This is a genomic window from Aeromonas sp. s3 (assembly GCF_040907805.1).
Taxonomy (GTDB): domain Bacteria; phylum Pseudomonadota; class Gammaproteobacteria; order Enterobacterales; family Aeromonadaceae; genus Aeromonas; species Aeromonas dhakensis.
The window spans coordinates 411,515-426,951 of the sequence record NZ_JBFOCQ010000006.1 but is presented as its reverse complement, the minus strand read 5'-3'; the positions used below and the strand labels follow the sequence as shown (position 1 = coordinate 426,951).

At 64.5% G+C, this 15,437-nt stretch carries 18 protein-coding genes and 2 tRNA genes; 7 read left to right on the top strand and 13 right to left on the bottom strand.

Translation table 11 applies throughout. The features are described from left to right. Positions 1–9: 9 nt before the first annotated feature. Entirely contained in the window at positions 10–1,365 is a 1,356-nt protein-coding gene (locus AB5Y98_RS02655) for a sigma-54 dependent transcriptional regulator (protein ID WP_201882624.1), read from the bottom strand. A gap of 248 nt (positions 1,366–1,613) precedes the next feature. Here AB5Y98_RS02655 and AB5Y98_RS02650 point away from each other — a divergent pair, with 248 nt between their 5' ends. The 6 genes from AB5Y98_RS02650 (at position 1,614) to AB5Y98_RS02625 (ending at position 7,501) form a co-directional block, all read left to right on the top strand. Further along, positions 1,614–2,456: a substrate-binding domain-containing protein gene (locus AB5Y98_RS02650; protein WP_368231267.1), complete on the top strand. Its 843-nt coding sequence runs from the start codon at positions 1,614–1,616 to the stop codon at positions 2,454–2,456. Between the two features lie 58 nt (positions 2,457–2,514). After that, positions 2,515–3,216: an ABC transporter permease gene (locus AB5Y98_RS02645; protein ID WP_005303218.1), complete on the top strand. Its 702-nt coding sequence runs from the start codon at positions 2,515–2,517 to the stop codon at positions 3,214–3,216. A gap of 115 nt (positions 3,217–3,331) precedes the next feature. Beyond that, a complete protein-coding gene (locus tag AB5Y98_RS02640; protein WP_017781957.1) occupies positions 3,332–4,027 on the top strand; it encodes an energy-coupling factor ABC transporter ATP-binding protein in 696 nt (231 codons plus the stop codon). Further along, positions 3,999–4,637: a molybdenum cofactor guanylyltransferase MobA gene (mobA, locus tag AB5Y98_RS02635; RefSeq protein WP_368231266.1), complete on the top strand. Its 639-nt coding sequence runs from the start codon at positions 3,999–4,001 to the stop codon at positions 4,635–4,637. The genes AB5Y98_RS02640 and mobA overlap by 29 nt, the downstream gene beginning before the upstream one ends. Next, complete coding sequence (locus AB5Y98_RS02630) at positions 4,634–6,379, top strand: bifunctional molybdopterin-guanine dinucleotide biosynthesis adaptor protein MobB/molybdopterin molybdotransferase MoeA (protein ID WP_368231265.1); 1,746 nt, start codon at positions 4,634–4,636, stop codon at positions 6,377–6,379. Before mobA ends, AB5Y98_RS02630 begins: the two co-directional genes overlap by 4 nt. 63 nt (positions 6,380–6,442) lie before the next feature. Further along, positions 6,443–7,501 carry an FUSC family protein gene (locus tag AB5Y98_RS02625; RefSeq protein WP_368231264.1) on the top strand — a complete coding sequence of 353 codons (1,059 nt, stop codon included), beginning with the start codon at positions 6,443–6,445 and terminating at the stop codon, positions 7,499–7,501. A gap of 45 nt (positions 7,502–7,546) precedes the next feature. Here AB5Y98_RS02625 and AB5Y98_RS02620 read toward each other — a convergent pair whose 3' ends face one another. The 10 genes from AB5Y98_RS02620 to AB5Y98_RS02575 all read right to left on the bottom strand — a co-directional run bounded on the left by AB5Y98_RS02620 (position 7,547) and on the right by AB5Y98_RS02575 (position 14,637). Further along, entirely contained in the window at positions 7,547–8,167 is a 621-nt protein-coding gene (locus AB5Y98_RS02620) for a DUF3332 domain-containing protein (protein WP_368231263.1), read from the bottom strand. Between the two features lie 119 nt (positions 8,168–8,286). After that, the gene (locus AB5Y98_RS02615) at positions 8,287–9,582 is read right to left on the bottom strand and encodes a PAS domain-containing methyl-accepting chemotaxis protein (RefSeq protein ID WP_065016884.1); all 1,296 of its coding nucleotides are present in this window, start codon (positions 9,580–9,582) and stop codon (positions 8,287–8,289) included. Between the two features lie 209 nt (positions 9,583–9,791). Continuing rightward, a complete protein-coding gene (locus AB5Y98_RS02610; protein ID WP_368231262.1) occupies positions 9,792–10,253 on the bottom strand; it encodes a GNAT family N-acetyltransferase in 462 nt (153 codons plus the stop codon). 72 nt (positions 10,254–10,325) lie between these two features. Beyond that, positions 10,326–10,769 carry a DoxX family protein gene (locus AB5Y98_RS02605; RefSeq protein ID WP_017765071.1) on the bottom strand — a complete coding sequence of 148 codons (444 nt, stop codon included), beginning with the start codon at positions 10,767–10,769 and terminating at the stop codon, positions 10,326–10,328. A 5-nt stretch (positions 10,770–10,774) separates the two neighbouring features. After that, complete coding sequence (locus AB5Y98_RS02600; RefSeq protein WP_368231261.1) at positions 10,775–11,530, bottom strand: putative DNA-binding domain-containing protein; 756 nt, start codon at positions 11,528–11,530, stop codon at positions 10,775–10,777. Continuing rightward, positions 11,523–12,371, bottom strand: a complete 849-nt coding sequence (locus AB5Y98_RS02595; RefSeq protein ID WP_368231260.1) for a DUF692 domain-containing protein — start codon at positions 12,369–12,371, stop codon at positions 11,523–11,525. Before AB5Y98_RS02595 ends, AB5Y98_RS02600 begins: the two co-directional genes overlap by 8 nt. Before the next feature lie 63 nt (positions 12,372–12,434). Next, positions 12,435–12,698 carry a DUF2282 domain-containing protein gene (locus AB5Y98_RS02590; RefSeq protein ID WP_005303242.1) on the bottom strand — a complete coding sequence of 88 codons (264 nt, stop codon included), beginning with the start codon at positions 12,696–12,698 and terminating at the stop codon, positions 12,435–12,437. Between the two features lie 352 nt (positions 12,699–13,050). Then, positions 13,051–13,866 carry a helix-turn-helix domain-containing protein gene (locus AB5Y98_RS02585; RefSeq protein WP_368231259.1) on the bottom strand — a complete coding sequence of 272 codons (816 nt, stop codon included), beginning with the start codon at positions 13,864–13,866 and terminating at the stop codon, positions 13,051–13,053. Positions 13,867–13,884: 18 nt separating this feature from the next. Further along, positions 13,885–14,217 (bottom strand): DUF6506 family protein, encoded by a 333-nt coding sequence (locus AB5Y98_RS02580; RefSeq protein ID WP_117402685.1) that lies wholly within the window; start codon positions 14,215–14,217, stop codon positions 13,885–13,887. 219 nt (positions 14,218–14,436) lie between these two features. Beyond that, positions 14,437–14,637, bottom strand: a complete 201-nt coding sequence (locus AB5Y98_RS02575) for a YbfA family protein (RefSeq protein WP_005303249.1) — start codon at positions 14,635–14,637, stop codon at positions 14,437–14,439. A 214-nt stretch (positions 14,638–14,851) separates the two neighbouring features. Between AB5Y98_RS02575 and AB5Y98_RS02570 the strand changes: the two genes are divergently transcribed. Then, positions 14,852–15,145: a hypothetical protein gene (locus tag AB5Y98_RS02570; RefSeq protein ID WP_017765066.1), complete on the top strand. Its 294-nt coding sequence runs from the start codon at positions 14,852–14,854 to the stop codon at positions 15,143–15,145. A gap of 56 nt (positions 15,146–15,201) precedes the next feature. Here the strand turns inward: AB5Y98_RS02570 and AB5Y98_RS02565 are convergent. Further along, a tRNA-Cys gene (locus AB5Y98_RS02565) sits at positions 15,202–15,275 on the bottom strand. A gap of 55 nt (positions 15,276–15,330) precedes the next feature. Further along, positions 15,331–15,406: transfer RNA gene (locus tag AB5Y98_RS02560), tRNA-Gly, on the bottom strand. Between the last annotated feature and the right edge of the window lie 31 nt (positions 15,407–15,437).

Sequence of the window (15,437 nt, the reverse complement as noted above, 5' to 3'; positions counted from 1 at the left end):
TGAGCCGGCTCATTCGATGGCCCACTCCTTGAACTTGCGCTCCAGGGTCTTGCGCGCCACCCCGAGCACCCGGGAGGCGGCCGACTTGTTGCCGTCAAAGCTCGCCACCACCTGCAGGATGTGGGCCTTCTCCACCTCGGCCAGCGCCCACTCTAGCGGATAGCCCTCCTCCCCCCGTCCCGACTCGGCCGGCTTGGCGCTCTGCCAGTATTCGGCGGGCGGCTTGCCCAGCAGCAGGCAGCGCTCGATCAGGTTACGCAGCTCGCGCACGTTGCCGGGCCAGGGGTAAGCCTGCATGGCTACTACATCTTCATGGGTCCAGTGCAGGGCGCCCATGCCCATCTCGGCGGTGAGCTGGCGGGTAAAGTGGTGCACCAGGGCGGGGATGTCGTCGATGCGCTCGCGCAGGGGCGCCACCGGCAGCGCCACCACGTTGAGGCGATAGAAGAGGTCTTCACGAAAACGGCCCGCCTCCACCTCCGCCTTCAGGTTGCGGTTGGTGGCGGCGACGATGCGCACATCCACCGAAAGCTCCCGCTCGGCCCCCACCGGGCGGATGGCCTTCTGCTCCAGCGCCCGCAGCAGGGAGGCCTGCATGGCGAGCGGCATCTCGCCGATCTCGTCCAGAAAGAGGGTGCCCTGGTGGGCGACCCGGAACAGGCCGTCGCGCCCCTTGCGGGCGCCGGTAAAGGCCCCCTGCACGTGGCCGAACAGCTCGCTCTCCAAAAGCTCGGGGGCGATGGAGGCGCAGTTGAGCGGCACGAAAGCCCCCATCCGGCCGGAGAGCTGGTGCAGGGCGCGGGCCACCAGCTCCTTGCCGGTGCCGGACTCCCCCTCCACCAGCACGGCGGCGTTGGAGGGGGCGACCCGGGCGATCAGCGTCTTGAGCTCGCGGGTCTTGGCGCTGTCGCCGATCAGGGTGGGCGGGAACAGCTTGCTCACCTCCCGGCGCAGCAGCAGGTTCTCCCGCTCCATCTGGCGACGCTCGATGACCCTGTCCACCGCCTGCACCATCTGATCCAGGTTGAAGGGCTTGAGAATGAAGTCGCTGGCACCGAGTCGCAGCGCCTTGAGGGCGGTCTCCATGTCGCCGAAACCGGTCATGAAGATGATGTCGCTGCGCCGGGTGGCGGGGTCGATGGCCTCGTGCCACTCGATGCCGGAGCGCCCCGGCAGGCGGATGTCGGCAATGATGAGATCAAAATGCAGGCGACAGCGCAGGGCTTCGGCCTCCTCCACGCTGGCGGCCGTCTCTATCTGGGCGAAGCGGCGGGCCAGCGCCTTGGCGAGAAAGCTGCGCATGCCGGGTTCATCGTCGACGATGAGCAAGGAGAGGGCGGACCAGCGGCTGGCGGGTGCAGTCATGAAAAAAGTACCTCAGATTCGACAAGGTTCCGGGATTGTCCCACCGACCTTATAAACTGTGGGACATTTTGTCGCTAACCGGCCCCAAGTGCCAACTCCGTTTATTAAAAGCGACGGTGCCATCACGCAATTAGGGTGCTTAACCAACTGTTTTCACATTAAAAACCGTGCCGAACAGGGCATGTGGTCAGCTTGGCACCCTGCTTGCTTACTCCTGCCCTCTCTCCATCACCGGGTACCCTGACATCATGATCACAGCCACAGTGCGCAAACGCCTCGCCCTTGCCCTCTCCTCCGCCCTGCTGCTGAGCCTGCCGCTCTGGAGCGCTGCCAGCCATGCCGAGACCAGGGCGCCCATCCGCCTCGCCACCACCACCAGCACCGAACAGTCCGGCCTGCTGGGCTGGCTGCTGCCCCAGTTCACCAAGGAGACCGGCTACCCGGTGCAGGTGATGGCGGCCGGTACCGGCCAGAGCCTGAAGATGGGCGAGAACGGCGACGCGGATCTGGTGATGACCCACGCCCCCTCTGCCGAGAAGGCCTTCGTCGAGGCGGGCTTTGGCATCGAGCCGGAGCACCTGATGTACAACGACTTCGTCATCGTCGGCCCGGCGAAAGATCTGGCGGGTCTTGGCAAGCTGCACGACGCTGCCAAGGCGCTGCAAACCATCAAGGAGAAGGGGCAGACCTTTATCTCCCGCGGGGACGAGTCCGGCACCCACATCAAGGAGAAGACCCTGTGGCAGGCGGCCGACGTCAAGCCCGAGTTCGCCGGTTACAAGTCCATCGGCCAGGGCATGGGGCCAACCCTGACCATGGCTTCGGAGCTGGGTGCCTACACCCTGACCGACCGCGGTACCTGGCTCGCCTACCAGAGCAAGCTGGATCTTGCCGTGCTGCTGGAGGGGGACAAGCGGTTGTTCAACCCCTACCAGGTGATCCTGGTCAACCCCAAGCGCTACCCGGATCTCAACACCGAAGGAGCCCGTACCCTGAAGAACTGGCTGGTCTCAAAGCACGGCCAGCAGCTTATCGGTGACTTCAAGGTGGCCGGCCAGCCGCTGTTCGTGGCCGACGCCAAGCCGCAGTGATGCCAAGGCCGATCCTGCTCGAGATGCCTCTCGCCACCTTGAGTGACGGAGGCGCCCGATGCCGACCCTGATCGAAACCACACTGGCGGCCCTTTCGCTGCTGTTCAGTGGTGACGCCGAGCTGTGGCAGGTGGTGGGGGTCTCCTTCTCGGTGTCGGGCCTGGCGCTCGGGCTGGTGCTGCTGCCGGCCCTGCTGCTCGGCTTCGCGCTGGCCTATCTGCCCATTCCGGCGCGCTGGCTCTGGCTCTCCTGCATCAATACCCTGCAGTCGGTGCCGACCGTGGTGATTGGCCTCTTGCTCTACATGCTGCTGTCGCGGGCCGGCCCCTTCGGTGACTGGAAGATGCTGTTCACCCAGCAGGCCATGGTGGTGGGGCAGATGCTGATCGCTTTTCCGGTCATCGCCACCATGGCCCACGCGGCGTTCGTGCAGAGCGACCGGCGCGCCTGGGAGACCGCCCGCACTCTGGGGCTCTCCTGGCCCAGGGCGCTGCTCGGGCTGATGCGCGAGTGCCGCTTCGGCCTGTTGGCGGCGGTGATCGGCGCCTTCAGCCGGATCGTCACCGAGGTGGGCTGCTCCATGATGGTGGGGGGCAACATTTTGCACTTCACCCGCAACATCCCCACCGCCATCGCGCTGGAGACCCAGAAAGGGGCCTTCACCCAGGGGGTGGCGCTCGGTATCGTCTTGCTGAGTCTGGCCCTGCTGCTCAACCTGTTGCTGACCGCGTGCCGTGGTCACAGCTACCTGAAGAACTGACCATGGCACAGCGCACGATTATCCATAGCCAAATGCTGCTGACCCCACCGCTGTCGCGGTCACGGTTATGTGAAGAACCGATCATGCCCCCACCGTCCATCCACCGGAGTACGCCATGGCCCTGACCGCCCACCAGCTGATGATGCGCTTTGGCGAGCGCGACCTGTTCCAGATTGAGCAGCTCTCCATCGCGGCCGGCGACGCCGTCTGGCTGCGCGGCGCCAACGGGGTGGGCAAGACCACCTTGCTCAAGATCCTGGCCGGCCTGCTCACCCCCACCAGGGGCCACACCAACCTCCCCTCTGGCTGGCGCGGCAAGCTCGGCCAGTGGCTCAAGCGCGATCCGGGGCCGGGCCGGGTCACCTACCTGCACCAGACTCCCTACCTGTTTGATCGCAGTGTGCACGACAACGTGGCCTGGGCCCTCGGCCATCGCGCCGCCGACGAGGTGCGGGTGTTCGAGGCGCTGCGCCGGGTCGAACTGGAGAGCCTGGCACGGGAGCACATCAGCATTTTGTCTGGCGGCGAGCGTCAGCGGCTGGCCATGGCCCGCGCCTGGGCACTACAGCCCGCCTTTCTGCTGATGGACGAGCCCACCGCCAATCTGGATGCACATTCGGTTGCCCTGATGGCCGCCATGGCGCAAGATCTGCGGGAACAGGGCAGCGGCCTGGTCATCATCAGCCACCAGAGCAACGATCTGACCGACCTGTGCGAGCGGCAATGGACCCTCGCCCGGGGCCGGCTGCATGAACCCACTCCTTTGAAAATCATCGAGCGACATGACCTCACACAGCGAACCTCGTACTGACCGCTTTCCCGTCTCCGCCGTGGTGCTGGCCGGCGGCCGCGCCACCCGCATGGGGGGCGCCGACAAGGGCTGGGTCGAGTTGGCGGGCCGCCCGCTCATCGACCATGTGCTTGACCGGCTGAGACCCCAGGTGGACGAGATCCTGATCAACGCCAACCGCAGCCAGGCCCGCTACCAGGCACTGGCCCCGGTCATCGGCGACGACAACCCCGACTATCTCGGCCCGCTGGCGGGCATGCAGGCTGGCCTTGGTGCCGCCCGCCACGACTGGGTGCTGTTCGTGCCCTGCGACGGCCCCGCCCTGCCCCGCGATCTGATGGTGCGCTTTCGCGCCGCACTCACCCCGGCGACCGAGCTGGTGGTGGCCCATGACGGCGACTGGCTGCAACCCGTGGTGGCCCTGCTGCACAAATCGCTGCTCCCCTCCCTGTCCGCCGCGCTGGCCGAGGGGGAGCGCAAAATCGATATCTGGTTTGCCCGCCACCAAATGGCGGTGGTGAGCTTTGCCGACCAGCCGGATGCCTTCATCAATCTCAACAGCCCGGACGAGCTGGCCGCCTACGAGGCTCGCCTGCCAGACGCCGCCACCGGACAAGGAGCCACCTCATGACCCCGGCCCCCACCCTGCCCCTGCTCGGCTTTGCCGCCTGGAGCGGCACCGGCAAGACCACCCTGCTCGAGCAGCTCATCCCTTTGCTGGTGAGCCGCGGTCTGCGCCTCGGGGTACTCAAGCACGCCCACCACGACTTTGACATCGACCAGCCGGGCAAAGACAGCCATCGCCTGCGCAAGGCCGGCGCCAGCCAGATGATGGTGGCCTCCCGCCGCCGTCACGCCCGCATCGTTGAGACCGATCTGGGTGAGGCCGATTTTCGCGAGCTGCTGGCCAGCTTCGATCAGCGCAGCCTCGACCTGCTGCTGGTGGAGGGGTTCAAGCATGAGCACTTCCCGAAAATCGAGCTGCACCGCGCCGCCATCGGCAAGCCGCTGCTGTTCCCGATTGATCGCGACATCATCGCCCTGGCCAGCGATCAGCCCGCAGAGACCACCCTGCCCCGGCTCGATATCAATGATCTGGAGGCCATCGCCGACTTCGTCTGCTGCTGGCTCAAGGAGAGTCAGACGCAGGAGCAGGAGGCTGGCAACGGCTTTCTGTCGGTCGAGGCTGCCCGCAACGCCATTCTTGATGCACTCGACCCCGCCACCGCCTGCCGCGACCTGCCGCTCGCCCGCTGCCACGGCGCCGTACTGGCAAGCGACCTGGTGAGCCCCATCAATGTGCCGCCCCACGCCAACTCGGCGATGGATGGCATTGGCCTGCGCAGCGACGATCTCGCCGCCGGCCGCTGGCAACTGGTGGCGGAAGTGCTGGCGGGTCAGCCGCGCAGCGAGCCGGTGCTGGCCGGACAGGCGGTGCAGATCATGACGGGCGCCCCGCTGCCCCCCGGTGTCGATACCGTGGTGATGCGCGAAGAGACCCGGCTTGACGGTGAATGGGTCAGCGTCAGTGCCCCCGTCAAAGCGGGGCAGAACGTGCGCCAGGCCGGGGAAGATCTGGCGCTGGGCGCAGTCGCCATCGCGGCCGGCACCCGCCTCGGCGCCCCTCAGCTCGGGCTTGCGGCTTCTCTGGGACAGGCAACCCTGACGGTGCGCGCACCGCTCAAGGTGGCGCTGTTCAGCACCGGCGACGAGGTGCAGGCACCGGGCGAGACGCTCGCCCCCGGCCATATCTTCGACAGCAACCGCTTCACCCTGATGGCGCTCATCGCCGGGGCTGGCTGCGAGGTGATGGACCTTGGCATCATCCCCGATGATCCCGCCATCCTGCGCCGGCAGCTGGCACAGGCCGCGGCCGATGCCGACCTGGTGCTGAGCTCGGGTGGGGTGTCGGTGGGCAATGCCGACTTCATCAAGCAGGTGCTCGCCGAGCTTGGCCAGATCGCCTTCTGGCGCATCCAGATGCGGCCGGGCCGCCCGCTCGCCTTCGGCAAACTGGGGCAAACCCCCTTCTTCGGCCTGCCCGGCAACCCGGTAGCGGCCATGATCTGCTTCCTGCAATTCGTCGAGCCCGCCATCGCCCGCCTGCAGGGCCGGGAGTGGCAGCCGCTGCGCCTGTCGGCCCTGGCCGAGCAGCAGATGAAGAGCCGACCGGGACGCACCGAGTTCCTGCGCGGCATCTTCCATCAGGACGCCAGCGGCGTGCTGCGGGTACGCACCACAGGACCGCAGGGCTCCGGCATCCTCAGCTCCATGAGTGATGCCAACTGCCTGATTGAAATTGTCCCCGCCCAGCCGGCCATCGCGGTCGGCGAGCGGGTCTGGATCCACCCACTCCAGGGACGAGTGGCCTGATACCGGTCTCCACCCCGCCGGGCGTGGCGGGGTGGCTGCCCCCATGAATCCGAGGCTTGTCCCTTGCGCCTGAATGCCCCCCTCTCCCGACTCGATCTGCTGATCTACGGTCACTACCGCATCGTCCACGGCCTGCGCATCGCGCTCGCCTTCATGCTCACCTTTCTGCTGACCCGCGAGCTGAAACTGCCGGAAAGCACCTGGCCCCTCATCACCCTGGTGGTGGTGATGGGCCCCATCTCGTTCTGGGGCAATGTGCTGTCGCGTGCCCTACAGCGGGTGGTCGGCACCATCTTCGGCGCCAGCTGCGGGGTGGTGGCGCTCTATCTCGAGCTCTACTCCCTGCCGCTGATGCTGCTGTGGTGCGGCTGCATCATGTTTCTGTGCGGCTATCTGGCGCTCGGCAAGCGCCCCTACGTGGGACTGCTCATCGGCATCACCCTCGGCGTCACCATGGGGGCCATGCCTGGCGACATCGAAACCGCCCTGTGGCGCAGTGCCGACGTGATCCTGGGCTCATTGCTGGCGCTGCTGTTTTGCAGTATCTATCCCCAGCGCGCCTACAGCCACTGGCGGCTGCAGGTGCACGATACCCTGCAGCAGGCCCAGCGGCTCTATCACACCCACCTATCCCCCAACGTGCTGGAGCGGCCGCGGCTCGCCCACAGCCACGCCAGACTGCTCTCCAAGATGGTGAGCCTGCGTCCCCTGCTGACCCCGGCGGTCAAGGAGACCCGCCTTGGCAGCGCCCTGTTCGAAGCGATCCAGACCACCATGCGCAACACTCTCTGCACCCTGGAGATGCTGGCCAACACCTACTGGCGCGATCGTCAGAGCCACTTTCTGATGCAGAGTACCCCTGAGCTGCGCGCCTGCCAGCAGGCAACCGAGGCGCTGATGAGCGAGCTGGCGCTGATGCTCAAGAGCGGCGAGCTGCAGGGCTCGGAGCTGGCCATCAGCCGTTTGCAGGAGGCGGCCGGCAGGGTGCGGATCGACGCCGGCGGCGAGGCCGCCATCAGCGGCTATCTGTGGCTCAACCTGCAGCTCACCGAACAGCTCACCCACCTGCGCCGGCTGCTGGGCCTGGTGATGCATCCACCCCGCAGCCAGAGTCGCCCATAGCAAAACGCCCCGCAAAGCGGGGCGTTGTCGTCTCAGGCCACGGCCTCAGGCCATGGCGGGGTGGCGGCTTGCCAGCTCCTCCAGCTGGGCCGGCGTCAGGGTCGACACCAGCCGGCCGTCGAAGTAGATGTCCAGCAACTCGCCGCGCTTCTCGCCGCGCATCAGGCTGCTGCGCCCGTCCAGGTAGTGTACCTCCATCTGGGCGGTGCGCTCGTCCGGGTAGCTCACCTCCACCTCGCGTACCCCTTGCGGCAGCAGGGCCAGCGGCACCTTGTTGAGGGAAGGATCCAGGTGCTGGTTGACCTTGATCAGGGCGTCCAGCTTCTGATCCACCAGCGCCGGCGACTTGCCGGTGATGGGGTTCTTGCCCGACCAGAATTCGATGGTGTTGAACACAAAGAGATCCGCGGTGGCCGCCAGACCGTAGACCGGCGAGAGCAGGATGAAGACCCCGGCCCGGCCGTAACGGTTGTCCACCACGCTGAGGTTGCCCTTGGTCACCATGGAGGAGAGCCCCATCTGCCCCATGCAGCCGCTCAGTCCCACGCTTGCCACCACACCTGCCAGCAGCGCCAGCGCCCCGCCCTCTCTTCTCGTTGCCATCGTCTTCATCTGCTCCAGAAATATTGAGGCGGCAAGCCTAAACAGGCTGCCGCCGACGGGCAATTCACAAGCAGGGAGCGATACAGCAGGGGTTCAGATTGGGATTTCGACTGCTCATATTGCGTGCAGGTCGTTGAAATAGTGGTCAAGGCGGCCCGCATGAAGGCAGGGCCGCCAGCAGACTAGATGGAGAGGCTGGAGACGGTCGCCGAGACGTTGTTGGCCTCCTGCCGGATCTCCACCATCACCTCGTTGACCTTGTCGATCTGCTGCTTGCCGAGCTCGGCGCTGCCGGCCACCCTGGCCATGTCGTCGGTCACTCTGGCGGTCAGCTCGCGGTTCTTCTGCACCACCTTGGCTATCTCGTCGGTGGAGAGCGACGTGCGGGCCGCCAACTGGCGCACCTCGTCGGCCACCACCGCGAAACCGCGCCCCTGATCGCCGGCGCGGGCCGCCTCGATGGCCGCATTGAGAGCCAGCAGATTGGTTTGATCGGCAATGCTGCTGATGGTGGAGACGATGGCCTCTATGCTTCTGGACTGCTCGTTGAGCTGGTTGATGAGCAGGATGGTCTTGTCCACCTGCTCGCTGATGAGCGACGAGGTCTCCACCACGGAGCGCAGCAACTCTGCCCCCTGTTCGGCACAGCGCAGGGTCTCCTGCGCCGTGGCGTGAGCCACCTGGGTGGCATCGCGCACCGCATGGCTCTTGGTGACACGATCAGTAATGTCGCTGGCAAACTTGATGACCCGGCTCACCTTGCCGCTCTCGTCGCGAATGGGGTTGTAGGTGGCCTCCAGCCAGATCGCCTCGCCATGGCTGTTGCGCCGCAGGAAGAGCCCGGACTTGAACTGTCCCTGAGCCAGCTCTTCCCAGAAGCGGGGGTTCTCCTCATAGAAGGCGTCATCGCACAGGATCCGGTGATTGCGCCCCTTGAGCTCGTTCAGGGTGTAACCGACGCAACTCAGGAAGTTGGCGTTGGCCGAGAGGATGTCACCGCTCGGGGTGAATTCGATCATGGCAAGCGAGCGTTCGAGCGCCTTGGAGACCGCCTCCTGGTTAAGCAGCTGCTGATGCTCGGCGGTGACGTCGCTGGCGATCTTGATCACCTGGGTCACCCTGCCCTGCGACTTTACCGGGAAGTAGCTGGCCTCCAGCCAGACCACCTCGCCCCGCTTGTTGCGGCGCGAGAAGATGCCGGACTTGACCCTGCCCTGCTTGAGCTGGGCCCAGAACTGCTGGTACTCGGCGGAGCGAGCCAGCTCCTGGCTGCAAAACATCCGGTGGTGCTGACCCTGCAGCTCCATGGCGCTGTAACCCATCAGGCTCAAAAATGGCTGATTGGCCTCCAGGATCTCGCCATCCGGGGTGAAGATGATGGTCGCGATCCCGGCCTTGACCGCCTCCACGAAGCCCTGTGACTCGGCGAGCTGTGCCTGGCAGGCCTGCAGTTGCGCCTTCAGCTTGTTATTGAACATGGGTGTCATACCTCTGTAATGACCTGACAAGGTGGGAACGGGCACAAGACTCGGCGTCAAGGTGAACCGGCACGAGCCTGTTGAGGCTGATCATAGTTGAGCATGGTGACTCGATCAGAATTTGGCCGAGATTTTGCCACAGCCAGGGAGAGGTTGGCAGCGCCCGTATCCCGTTGGCAGGCGTGATACGGGCAGGGCAGCAAGCGGGATCACCCGGGTTGCCACTCCAGATAGGCGGGGTTGCTAACAAACCCCATCCGCTCGTAGAGCGGGCGTCCCTCTTCGCTGGCATGGAGCCAGACCCGGCCCAGCTGCTGCTCCCTCGCATAGTCCGCCATCTGGTCCAGCAGGGCACCGGCCAGTCCCTGCCGGCGATAGGCAGGTAGGGTATACATGTTGAGCAGATAGCCCTCCCTCCCCGTCAGATTGCCGGGATAGGGCGGGCGCACGAAGAGCGCCAGGGTTGCGCTCGCCACCACCTCGCCATCCACCTCCGCCACCCAGGAGCGGGCACTCTCCTCGGCCTGCGCCGTGCTGAAATAGGCGGTGGTGGCCTGCCACAGCGGCAGATCGGCCAACGGCTCGCTCAGCTCCCCCACCTCGCAAAACAGCGCCATGCGCAGGGTCACCAGCGCGGGAATGTCTGCCTGTGTTGCCTGCCGGATGATCATCGCCTCTCCTCCTTGTGATGAAATGAACAGGCACCCCGCAGGGTGCCTGATGAGAGTGCCAGTGTGGCGGCTTCATGCCCGTCTGACAAGGCGCCACTGATCCAGGGCCAGCGGCCCCGCCCCCCACACCGCCAGGGTCAGCAACATCCAGCCCCACAACTGGTGATCGTAAAAGCCGCCGGCCCAGAGGGCGGGATAGGAGAGCACCGCCATGATGTTGAAGGCAAACAACAGGGCGGCGACCGGCCGGGTGAAGAGCCCAAGCAGCAGCAGCACCGGCAGCAGCAACTCGGTGGCCGTCCCCAGCCAGGCTGCCCACTGCCAGGGCAGCAGCGGCACCCGATACTCGAACTCGAACAGGTAGAGGGTGCTGTCCCAGGCGCTCAGCTTGAGCCAGCCGGAGCGCAAGAAGACCGCCGCCACCCAGCATCTGGCCAGCAGCAACAGGGCGCCGCTCAGCCACCAGGGGGCGGCCGGCCCCAGTTGCTGCATCAGGGGGAACTTGTGGTTTGTCATCGAATTTACTCCAGCGTTGAGGTCACATCGACCAGCAGGCCCAGGGTGACGAGGCGGGTCAGATACTCTGCAGCCTGCGGATCTTGCGCCAGTAGGCTCGACAGGGCGATGCCCTGGCGGCAGCCATCCAGCAGGCGCCACTCCCCCTCGCTCAGGCGCAGCGGCAATACCCGGCAATCGGACTGCTTCTTGAGGGCAAGCCAGGCAGGGGCCGCCAGATCGTGCACCGCCTCCCCCTGGTGCAGAGCCATCTGCCAGAGGGCCTCCACCGGGCGAAGGCTGTCGAACAGAAGCAGATCACAGGCCGGGATCAGCACCAGCGTCTGCCAGGCCGCTGGCGGCAGGGCCGCCACCCGCTCGGCCGGCCAGTGGCGTGCCTCGGGGGCCAGCAGACTGGTGCGCTCCAGTGCCCACTCGAAGCGGGCAAGCTCCCCCAGCCAGGGCAGTTCGGCGGTGGTGGGCAGCCCTGCAAGCCAGTCGCCAAAGCCGGCGCCGTAGTGCATCACGCACCCTTCGCAGAGGGGCTCCGCCAGCACGAAGCCGCGCGCCGCGGCGTCGAAAAACGCCTCCCCCACCATGGCCTTGACCGCCGGGTAGCTGCCTGCCAGCACCTCGCCAAGGCTCAGGATGAAGTGGTTGCGATAAACCTGCAGCACGGCATCGGCCGGGAAGAGGAGGGAGTGGACGTGGGGCAGGATGGCCTCGCTCTGGCCAAGCAGCCCCTCGGCAAACTGCTGCTGCCGGTGGGCCAGCTCAGACATGGGCGGCCTCCGACGCAAGATAGGCGGCCATGGCGGCATCCAGCAGGGTGCTCGCACGTTCAGCCTCCGCCAACAGCACGGGGAGCGGCGGTATTTCGAGATCCCACTCGATCAGGGTGGGGATGGCGCGCTGGCGGCAGATCTCGGCATAGAGGACCCAGACCGGCTCGCTCACCGGCGCGCTGTGGGTATCGATATAGAGGTGCCCCTGCGGCAGGGACTTGTCGGTAAAACCGGCCAGGTGGATTTCGCCCACGGTGGCGATGTCGATGGCAGCCAGATAGTCACGGCACGCAAAGCCGTGGTTGAAGGCACTGACGTAGAGGTTGTTGAGATCGAGCAGGATGCCGCACTCGCTGCGCCGTTGCAACTCGGCCAGAAACTCCCACTCCGGCATCTCTCCCGCCAGTTGCAGGTAAGAAGAGGGGTTCTCGATCAGCAGCCGGCAACCGAGTGCATCCTGCACCTGCATGATCTTGTCGCTCATGGTGAGCAGAGCCTCCCGGGTATAGGGGATCGGCAGCAGATCGTTGAAGTGACGCCCCCCGATGCTGCCCCAGCTGAGGTGCTCCGAGATGCGCACCGGCTTGATGGCGCCGGCCAGGACCGAGAGGCTGGCAAGGTGAGCAAGGTCGAGCCCATCGGCCGACCCCAGGGACATGCCGACCCCGTGCAGGCTGACCGGATAGTGCCGGGCCAGCTCGCTCAATACCTGAAAACCCCGGCTGTGCCGTTCGAAGTAATTCTCGCTGTGCACCTCCAGCCAACCGACGGCCGGCAGGGTACGCAGCATCTCGTCGTAATGGGGGGTTCGCAATCCAATACCAATCAAGGGGTTCATCGCAAAGACTCGCGGTTGGCCATAAAAAGAGAGCCACGGTGCACAACACCGTGGCACCCAGCCTTACTTGGGTTGCAGCGAACCGCCAGCCAGCTTCTCGCACAGCCCCTTGGGCACCACCACGAAGGCGTCGCCCTGGGCATCCATCTTGGCGGTGCCGGCGCAGGAGTTGGTCTTGGTCGCACAGTCGTTCTTGCTCGCCTTCACCACGCCGTAGCACTTCTCCTTCTCGTCGGCAGCCATGGCCGGGGCGGCAATGAACTGGGCGCCGAGGGCCAGCAGACCGGTCATGGCGGAGGCGATGGCAGTGCTCTTTTTAACGTTCATTCTCTGTTCCTTCTGATTGTGTGTGGTGTGCCCGATCATTCGCGACCGGATGCCTTCCATAGAACCGGCACTGCGACGAAATGATTTCAAAAAAAATGCAAAATCGGCACATCTATAAAAAACACAATTAGTAGAACACTGTTTTAAAAGGAGTTTTTAGGATTCTCTCGGCCCCTGGGCATTGACATCAAGACGGCGACAGAGACGATGGCATGACGGTGACGGGGTAACCGGTTCGCCTCCCCGACCATCCCGACGCGGGTCTGCCGGCACATTTTCACCAGCGCGCGGCGGCGAGAGACGAGCTGATCGCAAGACAAGATGAATGGAAAGCGCCGAGCGGGCTGGGTCGTCAGAGCGATCCGGCCGGCCGGTTTATCTGCGGGCTGTAGTGGTTGAGGCGCTGATGCTCAGGGGTGAGCAGTTGCCCGGGCGAGCGCCCGGTAAAGAAGTGACAGCTCTTGATGAAATGGGGCTGATCGCAATAGCCCTGTTCCAGCAGGGCATCGAGCGACGGGGCACCCGACAGCAGCTGGCGCAGCGCCCTTTGAAAGCGGACGGTACGCAGAAAATAGCGGGCATCTACCCCGAGATGGCGGCGCAATCGCCGCTGAAAGGTGCGTGCGCTCATCCCCAGTTGCTGCTGCAACTCAATCGCCGGCGTGCCGTAATAGAGCCGCTCTATCGCCCGTACCAGCGCAAGATCCCGCGGCGGACGACTCCCTACCTGCTGGCGCAACCAGGCCCCCAGCGCCCCTGCCCCCTCCAGCATCAACCACTGCGGGTCGGGGCAGACAATCCCCAGCTCATCGAGGGACAGCACCCGATCGCTCAACTGCTCGAGCGGCACGCCAAACAGATCGAAACAGGCCGAAGAGCGCAGCCGCAGCCCCAGCAGATGAGTCTGGCCATGGGCGGCAAAACGCAGGCGAGCATGGCGCGGGCAGAGCAACACGGCAACCCCCGTGGCCACGGTGACGGTGCGGTGCAAATCTGCTGATGAGAGGATCGTGATGGTGAGGGGAGCCCCCAGATTGAACAGGATCTCGGCCCCGGTGCCGGGGAAGATCTCAGGCATCGGCTGGGGGTGGCCAAGGCGCCACTCCCAACCTTGCGCCAGCCAGGGCGCCAGATCGGGAGCGGGCTGAAATTTACGGCACTGCATCATGGCGGGCTGCGATATTGCTCACTGGCTCGGTTCGGAGGCGGACAGGAAGAGGGTATCACCGCTGACATGGTCGAGACAGGGATGGCGATCGAAGCGCACCACGCCTATCTCCATGCGCCCTGCAGCCGCCTCCACCATGGCGGCGACCCCCAGGTGACCGAACCCGGCACACAGCTCCACCGCCCGGATCCCCTCCCGATATAGCTCGTCGAGCAGTTCACGGCCTCCCTGGTAGTCGGGCACGGCGATCGTCTTCACATGGACTTTCTCCGTCTTGACCCAGCTGGCGTGGCGGGCGGGATCCGCCCCCGGGGCGACGAAGATGAAGGCGGCCTTGAAAATATCGGACATATAAAAAGCTCCTCGGTTCAATGAGTCGCCACTCTACCCGGGATCCCGCGGGCCGGATTGTACCGCGGCGCCACCCACCCTCACCGTGCAAGACAAAACCTGGCGCAAAGGGCGCCATACAGACCTCATTTCTCCCTGTTGAATGCAATTTGCGCGGCCAGGGGCCATAAATGCAAAAGAGACAGCCGAAGCTGTCTCTTTTATCATCAAGCCGGGACCTCAGTAGAAGATCCGCTCGCCGCGCTCGCTCATCTTGAGCCATACCGGTTTGGTGCTGGTTTTGCTCCAGATCCGGTGCAGATAGCTGTAGAAACGGGCCCGGTCGCTGCGAAACAGCATCACGGGGAAGGCCAGCATACCCACCAGCAGCACATAGAGGCGACGAAGAATTATCTGAGTAAGGGAATAGGGATGAAACATGATAGCACTCCTCACTGGTAAGACCACTGAGCAAAGATTACTCCACAATTTGTAGGATTACTACACCAGGAATCCCATTTTTTCGCAAAAAACGCCCTAAAAAGCCACAAAGTGAAATTGGGTTACATCCATTAACTTACTGGCAACAAAAGCTGGCAAAGTGGCCGCGTTTGACCAGATTTAATGAGTTGGTAGTCAACATGGAGTCAAGGCGATGAAACCCGCAGAAATGGCGATCATAGGGATCCTGGGCCTGCTGATCTGGTCGGAATGGCAGGACTGGCAGCTCAACCGGGCCGACAGCATCACCCTGGCCTACAAGGGGGCCCCCACCGTCAGCCTGTGGCAGTGCGGTCAGTTGAAACAGAAGATGATGGATGTGACCGAACACTCGGCCGAAGTGCAGTTTCAGTACCGGGGACAGGACCTGACACAGGTAAACCGCTATCTGGAGCGGGAGTGGCAACAGCAGGGTTGCGAACAGCTGTTGCTGCAGCAGGGATACTGATACGACAAAGCGCCGCACGAAACGGTCGGTATCGGAAAATTCAGAAATGTAGAAGATGGAGGCACGTTCCGGAGTCGAACCGGACTAAACGGATTTGCAATCCGCTGCATAACCGCTTTGCTAACGCGCCATGCTGACAAGGCATTGCCTTGAAAGTGATATCCATGATTGGTGCCATGGAAAATTGGAGCGGGAAACGAGACTCGAACTCGCGACCCCGACCTTGGCAAGGTCGTGCTCTACCAACTGAGCTATTCCCGCATTACTGCTTGTGTGCCAGTTGCCTGACAAC

Excerpts from the sequence above, each read along its gene's own strand:
- AB5Y98_RS02645 (WP_005303218.1), top strand. The coding sequence starts at position 2,515 with ATGCCGACCCTGATCGAAACCACACTGGCGGCCCTTTCGCTGCTGTTC.
- AB5Y98_RS02580 (WP_117402685.1), bottom strand. The coding sequence starts at position 14,217 with ATGTCCGATATTTTCAAGGCCGCCTTCATCTTCGTCGCCCCGGGGGCG.
- AB5Y98_RS02585 (WP_368231259.1), bottom strand. The coding sequence starts at position 13,866 with ATGATGCAGTGCCGTAAATTTCAGCCCGCTCCCGATCTGGCGCCCTGG.
- AB5Y98_RS02590 (WP_005303242.1), bottom strand. The coding sequence starts at position 12,698 with ATGAACGTTAAAAAGAGCACTGCCATCGCCTCCGCCATGACCGGTCTG.
- AB5Y98_RS02650 (WP_368231267.1), top strand. The coding sequence starts at position 1,614 with ATGATCACAGCCACAGTGCGCAAACGCCTCGCCCTTGCCCTCTCCTCC.
- AB5Y98_RS02640 (WP_017781957.1), top strand. The coding sequence starts at position 3,332 with ATGGCCCTGACCGCCCACCAGCTGATGATGCGCTTTGGCGAGCGCGAC.
- AB5Y98_RS02595 (WP_368231260.1), bottom strand. The coding sequence starts at position 12,371 with ATGAACCCCTTGATTGGTATTGGATTGCGAACCCCCCATTACGACGAG.
- AB5Y98_RS02615 (WP_065016884.1), bottom strand. The coding sequence starts at position 9,582 with ATGTTCAATAACAAGCTGAAGGCGCAACTGCAGGCCTGCCAGGCACAG.
- AB5Y98_RS02610 (WP_368231262.1), bottom strand. The coding sequence starts at position 10,253 with ATGATCATCCGGCAGGCAACACAGGCAGACATTCCCGCGCTGGTGACC.
- AB5Y98_RS02575 (WP_005303249.1), bottom strand. The coding sequence starts at position 14,637 with ATGTTTCATCCCTATTCCCTTACTCAGATAATTCTTCGTCGCCTCTAT.
- AB5Y98_RS02655 (WP_201882624.1), bottom strand. The coding sequence starts at position 1,365 with ATGACTGCACCCGCCAGCCGCTGGTCCGCCCTCTCCTTGCTCATCGTC.
- AB5Y98_RS02600 (WP_368231261.1), bottom strand. The coding sequence starts at position 11,530 with ATGTCTGAGCTGGCCCACCGGCAGCAGCAGTTTGCCGAGGGGCTGCTT.
- mobA (WP_368231266.1), top strand. The coding sequence starts at position 3,999 with ATGACCTCACACAGCGAACCTCGTACTGACCGCTTTCCCGTCTCCGCC.
- AB5Y98_RS02570 (WP_017765066.1), top strand. The coding sequence starts at position 14,852 with ATGAAACCCGCAGAAATGGCGATCATAGGGATCCTGGGCCTGCTGATC.
- AB5Y98_RS02630 (WP_368231265.1), top strand. The coding sequence starts at position 4,634 with ATGACCCCGGCCCCCACCCTGCCCCTGCTCGGCTTTGCCGCCTGGAGC.
- AB5Y98_RS02605 (WP_017765071.1), bottom strand. The coding sequence starts at position 10,769 with ATGACAAACCACAAGTTCCCCCTGATGCAGCAACTGGGGCCGGCCGCC.